Source organism: Pseudomonas inefficax, from assembly GCF_900277125.1.
GTDB lineage: Bacteria > Pseudomonadota > Gammaproteobacteria > Pseudomonadales > Pseudomonadaceae > Aquipseudomonas > Aquipseudomonas inefficax.
On the sequence record NZ_OPYN01000150.1, the window covers coordinates 60812 to 75795 of the forward strand.

Consider the following 14984-nt stretch of genomic DNA (forward strand, 5'->3'; position numbering starts at 1 on the left):
AGGATCAGGGCTTGACCTTGCGCCGCAGGATGCCGTTGATCACCACGACCACCACGGCGATGGCGATGGCCAGCAACTGGAAGGTCTGCTCACTGATCGTGCCCTGCTTCTGCAGGTGAGACAGGCCCAGCATCAGGCCCAGTACCACCAGGATGATCAGAAGGGAATATTTGAGGCGCTGCACGTGTGTCATCGAAGGTTCCTTGCAACATCAGAGGCAAATGGCTCGCAACGAGCCGCGGCAATGATACAACGGCCACAGGCCCCGGCGCTGCATTTCCTGCTGGGTGGGAAGGCGCCGGCCTGAAAGCATGGGGCTTCCAAGCACCCATGCGGAGGCACCATGTACAAACCCCTTTTGTTCGCGTCGCTGTTCCTGACCCCTTTTTCCCTCCAAGCGCTGGACACCCGCCAGACCCCGACCGAGCAACTGCTCGAACTGGGCCGCGAACTGGCTGCCAGTGCCGGCGCCAGCCAATGGCAACAACTGTGGCAGCGCGTGCGCCAGGCCGGTTACCTGCAGGCGAACGGTACGTCTGTGCATTTCACTGTCCCCCCGGTGCAACTGCCCGAACTGGCCCGGCAAACCCTGGCCCGGGCCGACCAGGTACAAGCGCAGCAGCAGACCCAGGCACTGTACCGCCGCAGCTTTGCCGACCAGGTCATCGGCCACCGTGACGGGCAGCCGCTGCATGCACTGTGTCTGCTGGTCGATTGGCGCACGCTGCCACAAGGCATGCGCAATACCCCCCAGGCCTACCTGCCCAGCGCCAGCCTGCTGAGTAGCTATCCGTGTGATTGAGGGTTACCACACCCAATGCGCAGCGGAGGGAGTTACCTGATGGGAAATCGTCCGCTACAGCCAAATATTGAAGCCATGTCCTACAACGCCGGATATCGCTGCCTGCAAAACCTGTTCGCGGAAGCTACAAGCCCCAACCCATATGGCGCCTAGCGACATGCCTCGGCTGTCACAGAAAATCCAGTCACACCTTCGACATAACGCCGCTGGTGATCGTGTAGCACAGCCCATCCGTCCCGAAGGAGCGCCATATGCAACTGCCAGACTTGAGCCGCATCGATATCAGCCAACTGCCCCACTCGCTGCAAGCCCTGATCGACTGCATCGGCATCGACAACGCCTACCAGCTGACCTGCGCCTATGGCGGCAGGCCCAAGTACATTCCCAAGCACCGCGAGCGCACCAAGCTTGCCGACGTGCTGCCGCCCGAAGCGCTCGACGCGCTGATCAAGCGCTTTGCCGGTGTCGCCCTGGAAATCCCCAAGGCTGACCATTTCATGCGCCAGTTGCGCAACCTGCAGATCCAGAAGGAAAGCGCCAACGGCTTGTCCCGCAGCCTGCTCGCCGACAAGTACGGCCTGAGCCTGCGCCAGATCGGCAACATTCGCCGCCAGGAACATTGCGCCCGCTGAAGCGCCGGCATCGTGACCAACACTGACGCCCACGTATAACCCAACCAGAAAGAGACCCCAGCATGTCGATAGATAGCAGCCTCATCGGCTCCGTAATCAATGCCCTGCCGATGGACCGCATGATCGCAGGCCCCCTGCAGGCCATGGTCCAGGCCCAGGTCACCGCCAGCAAATCCTACGCCGACTTCCTGATGCAGGTGTGCGTCCAGGACGGCAAGGCCGTGGCCATCCAGTTCGACTACGACGAAACCATCGTCGACGAACAAGGCGAATACAAGGGCGTGGTCAGCAAGACCATGAAAGTGCCGCTTGTGGCGGCAATCACCCACCCGAACATTTCCATCGAAGAAGGTAATGTCGAGTTCGAGCTGGTCATCAACCAGATGTCGGAAGATGTTTCCAGCAAGGACATGAGCGCCGAGGCAACCGGATCGCTGGGCTGGGGGCCGTTCAGGCTCAACGTGAAAGGCAGCGTCAGCCACAAGTCCACGCAAACCCGCAAGACAGACACCCGCGCCCGCTATGCCTTCAACACCACCTTGAAGCGCCAGGATCCACCAGAGGCGATGATGCGGGTAATCGACTTCCTGACCGACGCCGCGACAAAGCCGACCGTGGTCAAGACCGCCACACTGGACAGCGAGGACGTGATTTCCCAGGCCGATACCTTGAAGCACCCTACGGCCGCCAGGGCTCCAGCACTTGGCACCGAAACCCCTTGAGACGCACCTCCCCGCCCCGAACAGCCCCCCTGACCAGGGGGCACCACCTGGCCTGAGGAGTCGAACCATTGGATAAATCCCCCGCCCCAATGACTTCCATCGACCTGCGCGAAATCACCCGTGGCCTGCAGGAAGCTGCCAGCGCTACCAACAGCCTGATCGCGCAACAGTACATCAACCTGTTCGACCAGTTCTTCGAGTGCGACACCGAGGTACTGGGCGGCCCCATGAAAGCCAAGATGGTCGAAGTGGCCATGGACGGCCAGCACATCATGCGCGTGCCGCTGTTCGCGCTGGTGTCGCCCAAGGGCCTGGCCCTCGAGCGCATGCAGGTCGACCTTTCGGTAAGGGTCAAAGGGACCGAAGCACAGCAGGCACTGCTGACCGCAGGCGAAAACAAGGCGGCGAGCTTCAAGGTCACCATCGGCGGCCAGGGCCGTCAGGGTGACAACCGTGACCCCGATGAAGTGCAGATCCGCATGCAGTTCCAGGCCAGCGAGCCACCGGAAGCCCTCAATCGGCTGATCGAGGAATACACCAGCCTGATCATCCCGGTACGCGCCCCCAGCCCGCCGCCCTCGCCCGATACCAATGAGTACATCGAGGCGGCCACCGTGCGTTGACAGCCGCCGCGCAGGCTCAGAAGTCGCGCTTGTAGAAGATGTCCAGCGAGCTGGCCAGCCCGCTGGCAGCCTCGAGATACACCTTCTTGCTAAGTTTGTAGCGCAATGCAATGGTGTTGGCGGGCTCGAACACCCCCACCCCGTAGCGCAGGCTCAGTTTCTCGGTAAGATTGCCACTGGCGACCACGCTGGTGGTATTGCCCGAACCTTCGGTGTCCAGCTGGAAGTCGTCGATGCCCAGGCTCGAGGCCAGGCTGCCGGTGATGCCCGCGCTTCCCGCCAGGCCCAGGCCCAATGCCGCCTCGGCGAGCATGTTGTTGTCTTCGCCGGAGGCGCCCAGAGGCCGCCCCAGTACCAGGTACGAAAGCGCCTGTTCCTGGCTCATGGCCGGCTCCGAGAACACTTTGCTGGTGGGCTGCTCGGCACTGCCGCTCAGGCGGATACCGGCAATCACGTCGTCGACCTTGCGAATCGCTTCGATGTCCAGGTACGGCTGATCGATCGGGCCTGCGAACAGCAGCCGTGCACGGCGGATGGTCAGGCGCTGGCCGTAGGCACGGTAGCGGCCGTCGGCCAGGCTCAGCTCGCCACGTGTGTCGAGGTTGTCGCCGATGTGCACATGGCCGAGCAGATTGGCCTTGAGACCGAAGCCGCTGAACGAAAGCTTGTCGCGGCCCACTTCGACATCAATGTCCATGGCCATCGCCATGGGTGGCTTGCCCTCTTCGGTCTGGTGGCCGACGATCACCGTGTCATCCGAGACCTTGACGGTGGACGGTGGTAGCTCGCGCACGGTGATCGTGCCCTTGGGCACCTGAACCTTGCCGGTCACCGCCAGCTTGTCGTCGATCAGGCGCAAGGTCAGGTCCGGGGCGACCTCCAGTGTCGCATAGGGCTCGACCGTGACGGGCAGTTGCTGGCCCTGCAGGCGCAGGTCCATGCCCAGTGCCTGGCCCCAGGTGAGGTTGCCGTTCAACTGGCCGCGCCCCGCTTCGCCACTGCGCCAGCCGCCATTGAGCTGCACCTGCTCGCCGGCAATCACTGCCTGCAATGACAGCTCCTCGAGGCTGACCGGCAGTTCGGCGCCACTGACTTCGCCGCCGCTGAGCATCAGGTTGCCGTTGACCTGCGGCGCCAGCAGGGTGCCCGACAGCCGGCCGCTGCCATTGAGCTGCCCGGCCAGGCGCTCGACCATGGGTACGAACGGGCGCACCACCGACAGGTCAAGGCCGGCCAGGCGGAAATCACCCGAAAGCGGCTTGTTCCTGCCCAGTGGATCGAGGCGGGTGTTGACGTTCAGCTCGCCCAGGCGCTCGCCGCGGAACGACAGGCGAGTATCGACGCGCCGTGGCGCCAGCGTGCTGTCCAGGCGCAGGGCCTGGTACGGGAAGTCGACCCAGCGGTCCTTGTCACGCACGCGCAGGGTACCGCCGCTGGCATCGACGACGATGTTGCCCTTGGGGCCGCTGGCCGGAATGTCCAGATTGACGTCGGCATTGAGCAGGCCCTGCCAGGCGAAGTCCTTCGGCAGCCACTGGGCCAGGCTGTCCAGCGGGAACTGCTTGAGGTGGTAGCGCAAGCGTGGCTCGGGGGCCAGGCGCTGGTCGTCGCCACACAAGCTGGCCTGGCCAGAGCGCCAGCAGTGCGCAGCAAAGTCCAGTTGGCCGCTGGCCAGCCGCTGCAGGCGCGCTGGTGCCTGCAACCGCCAGTCCTGGCCGCCGGCCTGGATCCGCCCACTGGCCAGGCGCCCACGCCAGTCCCCCTTGTTCAACTGGCCATCCAGGCCGAGGTCGAGCTTGAGCTGCGGGCCGTCCAGCGCCAGGGTCAAGGCTTGCTGGCGAATGTCGCCTTTGCCGTTGGCCTGCAAGGTGCCCAATGCCGTGTCACCCAGGTGAATGCCGCTGGCCTTGAGTTCGATTACGCCGCGCTGGGCGTTGTCCAGGCGGGCATCCAGGTTCAGCTGCTGCAAGCGGTTTTCCGCCTGGGCCAGCCGCTGGCCCTGCAGGGCCAGCGTACCTTGCGGGGCCTGCAAGGTGCCGGCGACGTCCAGCCGCCCCTTGACCTGGCCCTGCAACCTTGGCCACAACTGGCCCAGGCGCGGCAGGTCGAGGTCGAGCCGCCCGGCCAGGCGCTGCTGCAGGCTGCCGCTTCCATTGATGCGGTTATCCCCCAGCTGGATTGCCAGGGCGCCCAGGGTCCAGCTCTGCCCTGCCCCCTGGGCCTCGACCTTGAGCATTGCCGGTTGGCCGCGCAGGCGGCCTTTCAGGTCTAGCTGGGCATCGAGGCTCAACGCGTCGCCTTTCATCTCGCCTTTGCTGCGCAGCGGCCCCGCCAGGGTACCCGGCAGCTCGGCCAGCCAATAGGCCGGGTCGAGCGCCGCCAACTGCAGGTCGACATCCCATGCCAAGGTGTCGGCAAAGCGCACGGCAACACTGCCGGCAGCCTTGCCTTGCCCGGCGGTCAGCGCCAACTGCGGCAGCTTCACCTGGCTCAGGTCACCTTCGAAGGGGCTGGCCAGGCTGAACGCGCCAGCCGGGCCATCCAGGTCGCCACTGAAGGTGCCCTGGTAGTTGCCATCGCGATAATGCACCTGGCCCATGAACCGCTTCAGGGTGACCTCGGGCGGCGTCTCCAGTGGATACAGGCGCAGCCACGGGAAGTCCTGCCAGTCCAGCTGGGCATCGGCAACCAAGCCTTGCTGCCAGTCAGCGGTGGCTTGCAACTTGACCCGCTGGGTATCGCTGGCGTTCAGGTCCAGGGCATCGAGCCTGGCGCCTTTGCCGTCGACCAGCCCGGACAACAGCAAGGCGATCGGCGACTGCTCGGCCGGCAGGCTGGCCGCCCCCGAAAGTTGATAGCCCTTGCGCAGGTCGCCACTGGCATCGAGCTTGAGCTGGTTGAACTGCACGGTGTCGGGCAACGAGGCGGACGGCTTGAATGCCTCGGAGCGGATCTGCAAGGTCGCTGGCAGGTGCTCGGCCAACGCCTGCAATTGCCCGCTCAGCGTGGCATCAAGGTAACCGCTGCTGGTGCCGGCGAGTTTCAGGGTTTTCTGCAACTCGCCGGTAGCGGTCAGCGCCAGCTGCCACGGTTTGCCGTCTACGGCTGGCAGTTGCAGCTGCGCCTGGAGTTGCACCGGCCAGTCAGCTTCGGGCTGCAGGTCGCCCTGCAGGTTCAATTGCAGGTCATCGCGCTGCAGGTGCAGGCTGTCGATGCGCAGCCCGGTGCTGGTCCAGTGCGCCGCCAGTTGCAAGTCGCCAAGCAGATCACTGCCATCCAGGCGCAACTGGCCAACCTTGACCTCACCCAGCTCGATGGCCAGCGGCAAGCGCAGGGCTGGCAACTGCAGCGGGCCGCTGTCGGCCGATTCGGCGCTGGGCGCAAAGGCCATGTCGATGCGCTGCGCCTGCAACTGGTCAATGCACAAGGTAGAGCGCAGCAGGCATGCCGGCGACCAGGCCAGCAGCGGCGCCTGCACCTCTACCGTGCTGCCGTCATCGGCCCAGCTCAGCCGGCTGGCTTGCCAGCTACCGGCCAGGCGGCCCTGGAAGTCAGCCACCTCAAGCCCGGGCACCTTGCCCAGCACCCAGCGGCTGCCGGCCTCGGTCCCCAGCAGCAGGCCGAGTGCCAGGCCCAGGCTTGCGGCTACCCCGAGCAGGCCCGCCAGAATGTACTTGATCACGCGTTTCACAGCTCAGGCCCCATGGAAAAGTGCAGGCGAATACCCCCTTCATCATCCAGCGCCTTGGCCAGGTCCAGGCGCAGCGGCCCGACCGGCGACACCCAGCGCACGCCAAAACCGACACCGGTCTTGAGGCTTGGTAGCTCCAGGTCGTTGAACGAGTTGCCCTGGTCGACGAAGGTTGCCAGCCGCCACTTTTCGGTCAGCGAATATTGGTACTCGACACTGCCGGCGACCAGGTAGCGCCCGCCAATGCGGTCGCCGTCGCTGTTCTTCGGCGACAAGGTCTGGTAGTCATAACCACGCACGCTCTGGTCGCCACCGGCGAAGAAACGCAGCGACGGCGGAATGTTGTTCTTGAAGCCATTGGTCGCGCTGCCGCCGAACTGCACCCGGCCTAGCAAGCGATGGTCACGGCCAAGCGTGGTCAGGCCCTTGAGCAGCACGTTGCCATGCAGCAGGTTGGTGTCCGAGACCAGCCCTTCCTTGGCCACCTGTACATCGAACTGCAGGCGGTAGCCGTTATGCGGGTCGATGCGGTTGTCACTGCGCAGGAAGGAGTAACTCACGCCGGGCATCAGCAGGTTGCTCAGCCCGGAGTCATCACCCAGGCGGTACTCCTCGCGCTGGTACTTGAGGGAGATCACCCGCTGCCAGCCGCTTGGCAGCTTGCTGTGCCACTCGGGGCCCACCGTCAGCAGTTTGCTGAGGGTGTCGGTGCCGGCAATTTCTTCGTTCTGGTAGCCGCCGGCAAAGCGCAACTTGTCGGTCAGCGGTGGGTCGAGGGGGATGTCGTACCAAAGCCCGACGTTCTGCCGGGGCGCCGACAGTTCGGTCTCCCAGCCGTAGCTATGGCCCTGCGGGTTGACCCAGTGGCGGGTCCAGTTGGCCTTGCCACGTGGCCCGACGTCGGTCGAGAAGCCCAGGCCCAGGCCCATGGTGCGCGGCTTGCGGGTTTCCAGGCGGACATCCACGGGAATTTCTTCGCCCACGGCGGCGGTGGGCGCCGCATCCACGCGCACGCCTTCGAAGTAGCCGCTCGATTGCAGGTCATTGTTCAGCTCGGCGATCAGTTCCGAGTCGTAAGGGGTACCCGGCTTGAACGAGACCATGCGCTGCAGCAGGTCGTCGTCCAGCGGTGTGTCGCCACCGAAGGTGACGGCGCCCAGGTGATAACGCGGGCCGCTCTGGTAGACCAGTTCGATATCAGCCACACCAGCCTGAGGGTCGACCGCCAGGCGCTGGCGGCTGAAGCGCCCACTGAAGAAGCCATAGCGCGATGCCTGGTTCTGGATCAGCCGCTTGGCATCTTCGTAATGGCCGTGGTTGAGTTGTTCGCCCGCGCGCAAGGCCTTGCTGTCGGGCACGCGAAAGGCCTTCATCTCGCTGGCGGGGCCTTCGATGCGTACGGTCACGTTGCGCAGGCGAATCGGCTCGCCGGGGTCGATGGTGATGATCAGTTGCGGGGAACGGTCAGCCTCGCTGGCGGGCTTGACCTCCGTGTCGATCTGCGCCTGGTAGTAGCCAAGTGCCTGCGCGGCTTTGCGCGCCTGCTCCTGGGCGCCGCGACTGAAGCGCAGCAGCGCTTCTTCATCGCGGTCACCAAGGGAACCGATATAGCCTTCGACATTGGCCTTGAGCGCCTTGTTGGCCGGTTTGACCTTCACCAGCAACTCGCTCTGGCCCCATGCTGCGAAACTGGCGACCCAGATAACCAGGCCCCAGGTCAATCTTCCTGAATACGTCATGCGGCGCATGCTACCAGAGCCGGGCTCTCAAGGGAGCCGCCGCGCAGTCTGCTCAGGCAAAAGCAGAATTGGAAGAGACCGGGTTGGGATGGAAGAACACCCTTTCACGGATTGGTCCTACAGCCACCTCACCAATTTCCTCATAGCCCTGGCGCTGGTAAAAGGCCAGGTAGTGTTCGTTGCCGGTGTCCAGCACCACACCCTGGGTACCAGGGTCGTCTGCGCACCAGTCATGCACAGCTTGTAACAATTGCTCGCCGTAGTGCTTGCCCTGGAATTGCGGGTGCACGCCCAACAGTGGCAGCACATGCACCTCATCGGTGGGCAGGCAGGTGGCCAGGGCGGCCTGGTAGTCCATGTAACGGCGCGTACAGCGCAGGCCGGTGCCCATCATCATGCGCAGGCGCCAGGCCCAGCTGTCGGCCACGCCCAGCCGGCGCATCGGCGGCACGATCAGGGCCAGGGCGATCAGGCGATCCTCCACCAGCAGGCCGATGGCGGGCAGTTGCAGGTAGAAATGCTGGCGTACCCATTCTCGCACCATCACCCGCAGGCGCCGCTCGTAGCCTGGGCGCTGGGCCTCGAAGATATAGGCAAAGGTAGGTTCGTGACGGTAGGCGTTGTACAGCAACGAACGCGCCTCGCGGCTGTAGCCGTCATCGAGCATGCAGACACGGGCCGGAGTGGCAGTGGTTTCGGGCATTGCGGGCAGTCCTCCTGGAATGGGCTTACAGTGCCCTGGAAAGGACGTTAGCAGCAGGCTCCCGAAGCCGCCATGCTGGTGATGGCAAGCGATGTCGGCTAGCATCGCGCCTTTTACCGGGATCATCTTTCCATGAAGATCGTCTGTTTCAACATCAACGGCCTGCGAGCCCGCCCGCATCAACTGGCGGCGCTGATCGAAAAGCACCAGCCGGACGTGATCGGCCTGCAGGAAACCAAGGTCAGCGACGATCAGTTCCCGCTCGCCGACGTACAGGCGCTGGGCTACCACGTGCATTACCACGGGCAGAAAGGCCACTATGGCGTGGCCCTGCTGTCGCGCCAGGCACCCCTGAGCCTGCACAAGGGCTTTTCCAGCGATGAGGAAGACGCCCAGCGCCGCTTCATCTGGGGCACCTTCGCCGATGCCGATGGCAACCCGATCACCATCATGAACGGCTACTTCCCCCAGGGTGAAAGCCGCGACCACCCCACCAAGTTCCCGGCCAAGCAGCGTTTCTACAGCGACCTGCAGGCGCTGCTCGAAGGCCAGTTCCGCAACGACCAGCCACTGCTGGTGATGGGCGACATGAATATTTCGCCGCAGGACTGCGACATCGGCATCGGCCCGGACAACGCCAAGCGCTGGCTCAAGACCGGCAAGTGCAGCTTCCTGCCGGAAGAGCGCGAGTGGATGGAACGTTTGAAAGGCTGGGGCCTGGTGGACAGTTTCCGCCACCTGTACCCGGAAGTGACCGACCGCTTCAGCTGGTTCGACTACCGTAGCCGCGGCTTCGAGGACGAGCCCAAGCGCGGCCTGCGCATCGACCTGATCATGGCTTCGCAGCACCTTGTGCCGCGAATCAAGGATGCGGGTGTGGACTATGAACTGCGCGGGATGGAAAAGCCGTCGGACCATGCGCCGATCTGGCTGGAATTAAGCTGATCGCCAGGGGCTGCTGCGCAGCCCATCGCCGGCAAGCCAGCTCCCACAAAGATTGCACAACTCTTGAGCTCTGCGCTGTACCTGTGGGAGCTGGCTTGCCGGCGATGGGTCGCAAAGCGGCCCCGGCGACTTCAGCAGCCAAGCTGGAATGTAGGGTTTCCAGAGACTCACAACCCCAACCGCAACGCCTCCCCCACCCCCGCCCCGCGCACATCGTCCGCCGCGCTGACCAGAGCAAAGTTGTAGGCCCCATGCGACCAATACCGTGCCTCCAGCTGGCCATCCACGCGATGCCCGTCCGGCATGCGCCGATACTGATCACCTGGTGAGCGCAGGAACAGGCTGATGCGCTGGCCCTTGCCATCCTCGAACACCAGCAACGCCGCCGGCCCACGCTCATTGCTTAGCAGGCGCGCGCCTACCGGCTTGAAGCCGTAGCCCGCCAGGTCCGGCAACTGGCCCACGCGGCTGAAATGGCGCCCCAGCCAGTCACGCAACTGGCCAGGGTCACTGGCCTGGATATCCAGTGCCTGGCTGCCCGCAAACAAGCGATGTGCCTGGACGGCATCTGCCATCGGCAGGTCGCCACGTGCCAAGGTCGCGTCGCGCACCTGCCAACCACCCAGGCCACCCACCCCCAACGCCAGCAACAACACCGCTGCCGTGGCCCAGCGGCGCTGGCGGCGTTGGCGCAATTGCCGACGCAACTGCCCCAGGTCCAGCTGCACAGCCCCGGGCACTTCGCCAAACCCGGCCAATGCTGTACGCAGGCGACGGGCGTCGGCACGCCAGCCCTCGACCTTGGCCGCAGCCTGCGGATTGGCCGCCAGCCAGGCCTGCACCTCGGCCCGCCGTACAGACTCCAGGCGTTCGTCGACGTAAGCGTGCAGTTCGTCTTCGCTGGGGATCAGGCGCTTCATTTCAGTCTCCGCAAGGCCGGGGGCTGGGGGCTGCCCTCGGTCAGTTCGCGCAAGGCATTGCGGGCGCGCGACAGGCGCGACATCACAGTGCCGATAGGGATGCCCAGGGCCTGGGCGGCCTCCTTGTAGCTCAAGCCTTCGATGCTGACCAGCAGCAACAACGCACGCTGTTCTGCCGTGAGCCGGGCGAAAGCCTGCAGGTCGGCCTGGGCCAGGACGATGGCCTCGAGATTGCCGCCAACCGGCTCGTCGTCGCGCTCGTCCCGGCCGAACCAGGACAGCCAGCGCGCGTGCAGGCGCTCGCGGCGCTTTCCGTCGAGGAACAGCCGATAAAGGATGGTGAACAGCCAGGCCCGCAGGGCGTCAGCGTCGCGTTGCTGGTCGCGCCGGCTCAAGGCCCGCTCGACCGTGGCCTGCACCAGGTCGTCGGCGCTGCCCGGCTCGCGGGTCAGCCACACGGCAAAGCGGCGCAGGCGGGCCAGCAGCTCGCGCCACTGGTGGTCGTCCAGATCATGCATGGCAAAGTCCCGGCGTCTGGGGTTGTCAGTGTAAGAGGCAGACGCCTGTGAAGAAAATCTATTCCCGGTGAAGGAATAAGTTTTTCCCTGCGCCGTCGTACCGGCACCTTCACTGAACCGGACGATGACCATGAACTCACCCTTGCACGGCCCGGCCAAGGCCCTGCGCCTGGCCGCCATCGGCGCCGTGATGCTGGCCGCGGGCGGCGCCTTTGCCTATGCCGCCGGCTGGCTTGGCGAAACCCGCCTGACCCCACAACGCATCATCGATACCTTCGAAGCCCAGGCCGGGGATTACCCGGGTTACCGCAAGAACCACGCCAAGGGCCTGTGCGTCACCGGCTACTTCCAGCCCAGCGGGCAGGCCGCCAGCCTGTCCACGGCGCGGGCGTTCAGCCAGCCGCGGGTGCCAGTGATCGGCCGCTTCGCCATCGGCGGTGCCAACCCGTTCGCGCCGGATACCGGCATACCGGTGCGCAGCCTGGCCATCGAGCTGAGCACCGACGACGGGCAGGTCTGGCGTACCGGCATGAATAACCCGCCGGGGCTGGCGGTAAGCACGCCACAAGCCTTCTATGAGCAAGTGCTGGCGGGGGCGCCAGACCCGGCCACTGGCAAACCGGACCCAGGCAAACTGCAGGCGTTTTTCGCCGCCCACCCGGAGAGCGCGGCGTTTCGCCAATGGGCGGCGGGTTACAAGCCCAGCAACAGCTTCGCCAGCACGCAGTACCACAGCATCAACGCCTTCCGGCTGATCGACGCAAGCGGCGCGGACCACCCCGTGCGCTGGCAACTGGAACCGCAAACAGCGTTTGCCGCCTTGCCTGCCCAAGTTGATGACAAACAGTTCCTGCAGCACGACCTGCAGCAACGCCTGGCCGAAGGCCCGCTGCGCTGGACCCTGCGCCTGGTGCTGGCGGAGCCTGGCGATGCCGTGGACGACCCTGCCAGCCCCTGGCCTGCCGACCGGCGCAGCGTGAACGCCGGCACGCTGGTGCTGGAGCAGGTCGACGGCCCCGAGCAAGGGGCCTGCCGCGACCTCAACTTCGACCCGCTGATCTTGCCCCGGGGCATCCAGCCCTCCGCCGACCCGATCCTTGCCGCCCGTTCGGCCGCCTACTCGGAATCCTTCAACCGCCGCAGCCGCGAATCGCTCGGCACCGGAGCCCACCCATGAAAACCGACGCCTTCCACCCCCTCGCCCGCCTGTTGCACTGGCTGATGGCCGTGCTGATCCTGGCGATGTTGTTCATCGGTGTGAGCATGGTCGCCGACCTTTCGCCGCGCCATCCCGTGCTGATCGGGTTGCACAAGGCTACTGGCCTGGCCTTGCTGGTACTGGTGCTGCTGCGCATCGGCGTACGCCTGGCCCTGCCCCACCCGGCCCTGCCGCGCGACCTGCCTGCAGCGCAACGCTGGGCTGCCGGGGCCTCGCATCTGGTGCTCTATGGCCTGATGCTTGCCATGCCACTGCTGGGCTGGGCCATGCTGTCGGCTGGTGGCTACCCACGCCCGCTGGGCTTGCCGGCGATCGCCCCTCATGACCTGCAACTGTACGCCGTACTGCGTCAGGCCCATGGTTGGGCCGGCTACCTGCTGTTCGCCACGGTGCTGGTGCATGTGGGCGCGGCGTTGATGCACGCGTGGGTGCGCCGCGATGGTGTGTTGCGTAGCATGTGGCCTGGCCCACTGCGCCGTAGCGAATGACGCTCGGCAGCCCGGGGGTCGACAATCGATAACAATTCCTAACAAGATCGGCTTTCTATTCGCCGTACCACCCTGGACTGCCCTATGAATGTCGCAAAGGATCCTGCCACACTCGCACCCGCCAGTACCCTGGACTTGCGCCCCCTGCTGCTGGCCAACATGGCCTGTACCATGTCGATGATTGCCTTCGTCGCCCTGATCGGCCCAATCGCCCGCCAGCTCGGCATGGCCACCTGGCAAGCCGGTGCCGCCGTGACCGTGGCGGGCGTGATCTGGGTGCTGCTGGCCCGGCCCTGGGGGCGTGCTGCAGACCGGCTGGGCCGACGGCGCATCCTGCTGCTGGGCAGCGCCGGCTTCACCCTGGCCTACTGGCTGCTGTGCCTGTTCGTCGAGGGTGCGCTGCGCTGGCTGCCGGGGGCGACCCTGGCCTTCATCGGCCTGATGGTCGCGCGCGGTTGTATCGGCGCCTTCTATGCTGCTATCCCGGTAGGCTGCAATGCGCTGATCGCCGACCATGTCGAACCGCAACGACGGGCCCGGGCCATGGCCTCGCTGGGTGCGGCCAACGCCGTCGGCCTGGTGGTGGGGCCGGCGCTGGCGGCGCTGCTGGCGCGCCATAGCCTGAGCCTGCCGTTCCATATCATGTCGCTGCTGCCGGCCAGTGCCTTCCTGGTGCTGCTGTTCACCCTCAAGCCGCAGGCGCTGCCGCACAGCCATGCGCCCAGCCCGGTGCGGCTGAACGACCCACGCTTGCGCCGGCCCTTACTGGTGGCGTTCAGCGCCATGCTCAGCGTCACGGTATCGCAGATCATTGTCGGTTTCTTTGCCCTCGACCGCCTGCACCTGGGCCCTGCCGAGGCTGCGCAGGCCGCCGGTATCGCGCTGACCACGGTAGGTGTGGCGCTGATCCTGGCGCAGGTGCTGCTGCGCCAACTGGAATGGCCGCCGTTGAAGATGATCCGGGTCGGCGCCACGGTTTCAGCCCTGGGTTTTGCCTGCGGCTCGCTGGCCACCACAGCCCCCTGGCTGTGGGCTTGCTATTTCGTTGCGGCGGCTGGCATGGGCTTTGTCTTCCCGGCGTTTTCGGCGCTGGCGGCCAATGCCATGCACGCCTCCGAGCAAGGCGCCACGGCCGGCTCCATCGGTGCTGCCCAGGGCATGGGCGCAGTGATCGGGCCGCTGGCTGGCACCTTGGCATATGCGGTCGATCCACGCTTGCCATTCCTGGCAGTGGCGGCGCTGTTGCTGCTGGTCGGGTTATGGCCGATGCCGCGCGATCAGCGGGCCTGACAAGCACAGCGCGCAAGCGTGCAGAGTGTGTTTTAATGCGCATCGCTCATTATTATTGACACCTCTGATTACAAGGCGGCTATGGACACGGGGACGCGACTCAAACTGGTGCGTGAACGCAACAACCTCTCCCAACGGGAACTGGCCCGCCGCAGCGGGCTGACCAATTCGACGATCTCGCAGATCGAGCAGAATCGCGTCAGCCCTTCGGTCAGCTCCCTGAAAAAACTGCTCGAAGGCATTCCGATGAGCCTGGCGGAGTTCTTCAGTTTCGACGAACCGGTGCGCGAAGAGCGCTACGTGTTCCGTGGTGGTGAGCAGCCAGACCTGGGCCGCAACGGCCTGCGCATGCTGCTGGTCGGCGCCAGCGTCGAAGGCCGGCAGATGCGCATGCTGCGTGAACTGTATGCACCGGGCGCCGATTCGGGCGAACCGATCGTGCATGCCGAGGGCGAAGAGTGTGGCCTGGTCACCCGCGGCACCGTCGAGTTGTGGGTCGATGGCCAGGTGAGCGTGCTCAACTCGGGCGACGGGTACTACATCCCCACTACCCTGCCGCACAGCTTCAAGAATATCGGCCCGGACGAGGCCGAGATCATCAGCGCCAACACCCCGGCGAATTTCTGATTGGCTGTCTTGCTCTATTTCAAAGCTGGCGCGATCCCTGTGGGAGCGGGCGTGCCCGCGAACAC

At 65.2% G+C, this 14984-nt stretch carries 15 protein-coding genes; 9 read left to right on the plus strand and 6 right to left on the minus strand.

Annotation, left to right across the window (positions count from 1 at the left end):
- Nucleotides 1–4: 4 nt before the first annotated feature.
- A complete protein-coding gene (locus tag JV551A3_RS16755) occupies nucleotides 5–193 on the minus strand; it encodes a hypothetical protein (protein ID WP_039604521.1) in 189 nt (62 codons plus the stop codon).
- Between the two features lie 150 nt (nucleotides 194–343).
- Here JV551A3_RS16755 and JV551A3_RS16760 point away from each other — a divergent pair, with 150 nt between their 5' ends.
- The 4 genes from JV551A3_RS16760 (at nucleotide 344) to JV551A3_RS16775 (ending at nucleotide 2779) form a co-directional block, all read left to right on the plus strand.
- Nucleotides 344–802 carry a hypothetical protein gene (locus JV551A3_RS16760; protein WP_133973179.1) on the plus strand — a complete coding sequence of 153 codons (459 nt, stop codon included), beginning with the start codon at nucleotides 344–346 and terminating at the stop codon, nucleotides 800–802.
- Between the two features lie 251 nt (nucleotides 803–1053).
- Nucleotides 1054–1434 (plus strand): Mor transcription activator family protein, encoded by a 381-nt coding sequence (locus tag JV551A3_RS16765; protein ID WP_112253483.1) that lies wholly within the window; start codon nucleotides 1054–1056, stop codon nucleotides 1432–1434.
- A 62-nt stretch (nucleotides 1435–1496) separates the two neighbouring features.
- The gene (locus tag JV551A3_RS16770; protein ID WP_133973181.1) at nucleotides 1497–2156 is read left to right on the plus strand and encodes a DUF2589 domain-containing protein; all 660 of its coding nucleotides are present in this window, start codon (nucleotides 1497–1499) and stop codon (nucleotides 2154–2156) included.
- Between the two features lie 68 nt (nucleotides 2157–2224).
- Nucleotides 2225–2779, plus strand: coding sequence for a DUF2589 domain-containing protein (locus JV551A3_RS16775; protein ID WP_112253481.1), 555 nt, complete (start codon nucleotides 2225–2227; stop codon nucleotides 2777–2779).
- A gap of 16 nt (nucleotides 2780–2795) precedes the next feature.
- On the opposite strand, the gene JV551A3_RS16780 is transcribed toward JV551A3_RS16775, so the two are convergent.
- The 3 genes from JV551A3_RS16780 to JV551A3_RS16790 are packed head-to-tail and all read right to left on the minus strand — an operon-like array spanning nucleotide 2796 to nucleotide 8912.
- The gene (locus tag JV551A3_RS16780) at nucleotides 2796–6470 is read right to left on the minus strand and encodes a translocation/assembly module TamB domain-containing protein (RefSeq protein ID WP_133973183.1); all 3675 of its coding nucleotides are present in this window, start codon (nucleotides 6468–6470) and stop codon (nucleotides 2796–2798) included.
- Nucleotides 6467–8209, minus strand: a complete 1743-nt coding sequence (locus JV551A3_RS16785) for an autotransporter assembly complex protein TamA (RefSeq protein WP_133973273.1) — start codon at nucleotides 8207–8209, stop codon at nucleotides 6467–6469. Before JV551A3_RS16785 ends, JV551A3_RS16780 begins: the two co-directional genes overlap by 4 nt.
- Nucleotides 8210–8261: 52 nt before the next feature.
- Complete coding sequence (locus JV551A3_RS16790; protein WP_133973185.1) at nucleotides 8262–8912, minus strand: GNAT family N-acetyltransferase; 651 nt, start codon at nucleotides 8910–8912, stop codon at nucleotides 8262–8264.
- Nucleotides 8913–9044: 132 nt separating this feature from the next.
- Between JV551A3_RS16790 and xthA the strand changes: the two genes are divergently transcribed.
- Nucleotides 9045–9857, plus strand: a complete 813-nt coding sequence (xthA, locus tag JV551A3_RS16795; RefSeq protein WP_133973187.1) for an exodeoxyribonuclease III — start codon at nucleotides 9045–9047, stop codon at nucleotides 9855–9857.
- A 167-nt stretch (nucleotides 9858–10024) separates the two neighbouring features.
- Here the strand turns inward: xthA and JV551A3_RS16800 are convergent, their stop codons facing one another.
- Nucleotides 10025–10777 carry an anti-sigma factor family protein gene (locus JV551A3_RS16800; protein WP_133978976.1) on the minus strand — a complete coding sequence of 251 codons (753 nt, stop codon included), beginning with the start codon at nucleotides 10775–10777 and terminating at the stop codon, nucleotides 10025–10027.
- Nucleotides 10774–11295 carry a sigma-70 family RNA polymerase sigma factor gene (locus JV551A3_RS16805; protein WP_133973191.1) on the minus strand — a complete coding sequence of 174 codons (522 nt, stop codon included), beginning with the start codon at nucleotides 11293–11295 and terminating at the stop codon, nucleotides 10774–10776. The genes JV551A3_RS16800 and JV551A3_RS16805 overlap by 4 nt, the downstream gene beginning before the upstream one ends.
- Before the next feature lie 124 nt (nucleotides 11296–11419).
- Here JV551A3_RS16805 and JV551A3_RS16810 point away from each other — a divergent pair, with 124 nt between their 5' ends.
- The 4 genes from JV551A3_RS16810 to JV551A3_RS16825 all read left to right on the plus strand — a co-directional run bounded on the left by JV551A3_RS16810 (nucleotide 11420) and on the right by JV551A3_RS16825 (nucleotide 14919).
- Nucleotides 11420–12472: a catalase family peroxidase gene (locus JV551A3_RS16810; protein ID WP_133973193.1), complete on the plus strand. Its 1053-nt coding sequence runs from the start codon at nucleotides 11420–11422 to the stop codon at nucleotides 12470–12472.
- Complete coding sequence (locus JV551A3_RS16815) at nucleotides 12469–13002, plus strand: cytochrome b (RefSeq protein WP_133973195.1); 534 nt, start codon at nucleotides 12469–12471, stop codon at nucleotides 13000–13002. Before JV551A3_RS16810 ends, JV551A3_RS16815 begins: the two co-directional genes overlap by 4 nt.
- An 84-nt stretch (nucleotides 13003–13086) precedes the next feature.
- Entirely contained in the window at nucleotides 13087–14292 is a 1206-nt protein-coding gene (locus JV551A3_RS16820) for an MFS transporter (RefSeq protein ID WP_133973197.1), read from the plus strand.
- 81 nt (nucleotides 14293–14373) lie between these two features.
- Nucleotides 14374–14919 carry a cupin domain-containing protein gene (locus tag JV551A3_RS16825; RefSeq protein ID WP_003248033.1) on the plus strand — a complete coding sequence of 182 codons (546 nt, stop codon included), beginning with the start codon at nucleotides 14374–14376 and terminating at the stop codon, nucleotides 14917–14919.
- Nucleotides 14920–14984 lie beyond the last annotated feature (65 nt).

What these genes read in the sequence shown, in the direction of transcription:
- JV551A3_RS16770 (WP_133973181.1), top strand. Translation starts at nt 1,497, where the DNA reads ATGTCGATAGATAGCAGCCTCATCGGCTCCGTAATCAATGCCCTGCCG.
- JV551A3_RS16785 (WP_133973273.1), bottom strand. Translation starts at nt 8,209, where the DNA reads ATGACGTATTCAGGAAGATTGACCTGGGGCCTGGTTATCTGGGTCGCC.
- JV551A3_RS16755 (WP_039604521.1), bottom strand. Translation starts at nt 193, where the DNA reads ATGACACACGTGCAGCGCCTCAAATATTCCCTTCTGATCATCCTGGTG.
- JV551A3_RS16760 (WP_133973179.1), top strand. Translation starts at nt 344, where the DNA reads ATGTACAAACCCCTTTTGTTCGCGTCGCTGTTCCTGACCCCTTTTTCC.
- JV551A3_RS16790 (WP_133973185.1), bottom strand. Translation starts at nt 8,912, where the DNA reads ATGCCCGAAACCACTGCCACTCCGGCCCGTGTCTGCATGCTCGATGAC.
- JV551A3_RS16765 (WP_112253483.1), top strand. Translation starts at nt 1,054, where the DNA reads ATGCAACTGCCAGACTTGAGCCGCATCGATATCAGCCAACTGCCCCAC.
- JV551A3_RS16805 (WP_133973191.1), bottom strand. Translation starts at nt 11,295, where the DNA reads ATGCATGATCTGGACGACCACCAGTGGCGCGAGCTGCTGGCCCGCCTG.
- JV551A3_RS16800 (WP_133978976.1), bottom strand. Translation starts at nt 10,777, where the DNA reads ATGAAGCGCCTGATCCCCAGCGAAGACGAACTGCACGCTTACGTCGAC.
- xthA (WP_133973187.1), top strand. Translation starts at nt 9,045, where the DNA reads ATGAAGATCGTCTGTTTCAACATCAACGGCCTGCGAGCCCGCCCGCAT.
- JV551A3_RS16820 (WP_133973197.1), top strand. Translation starts at nt 13,087, where the DNA reads ATGAATGTCGCAAAGGATCCTGCCACACTCGCACCCGCCAGTACCCTG.
- JV551A3_RS16810 (WP_133973193.1), top strand. Translation starts at nt 11,420, where the DNA reads ATGACCATGAACTCACCCTTGCACGGCCCGGCCAAGGCCCTGCGCCTG.
- JV551A3_RS16815 (WP_133973195.1), top strand. Translation starts at nt 12,469, where the DNA reads ATGAAAACCGACGCCTTCCACCCCCTCGCCCGCCTGTTGCACTGGCTG.
- JV551A3_RS16825 (WP_003248033.1), top strand. Translation starts at nt 14,374, where the DNA reads ATGGACACGGGGACGCGACTCAAACTGGTGCGTGAACGCAACAACCTC.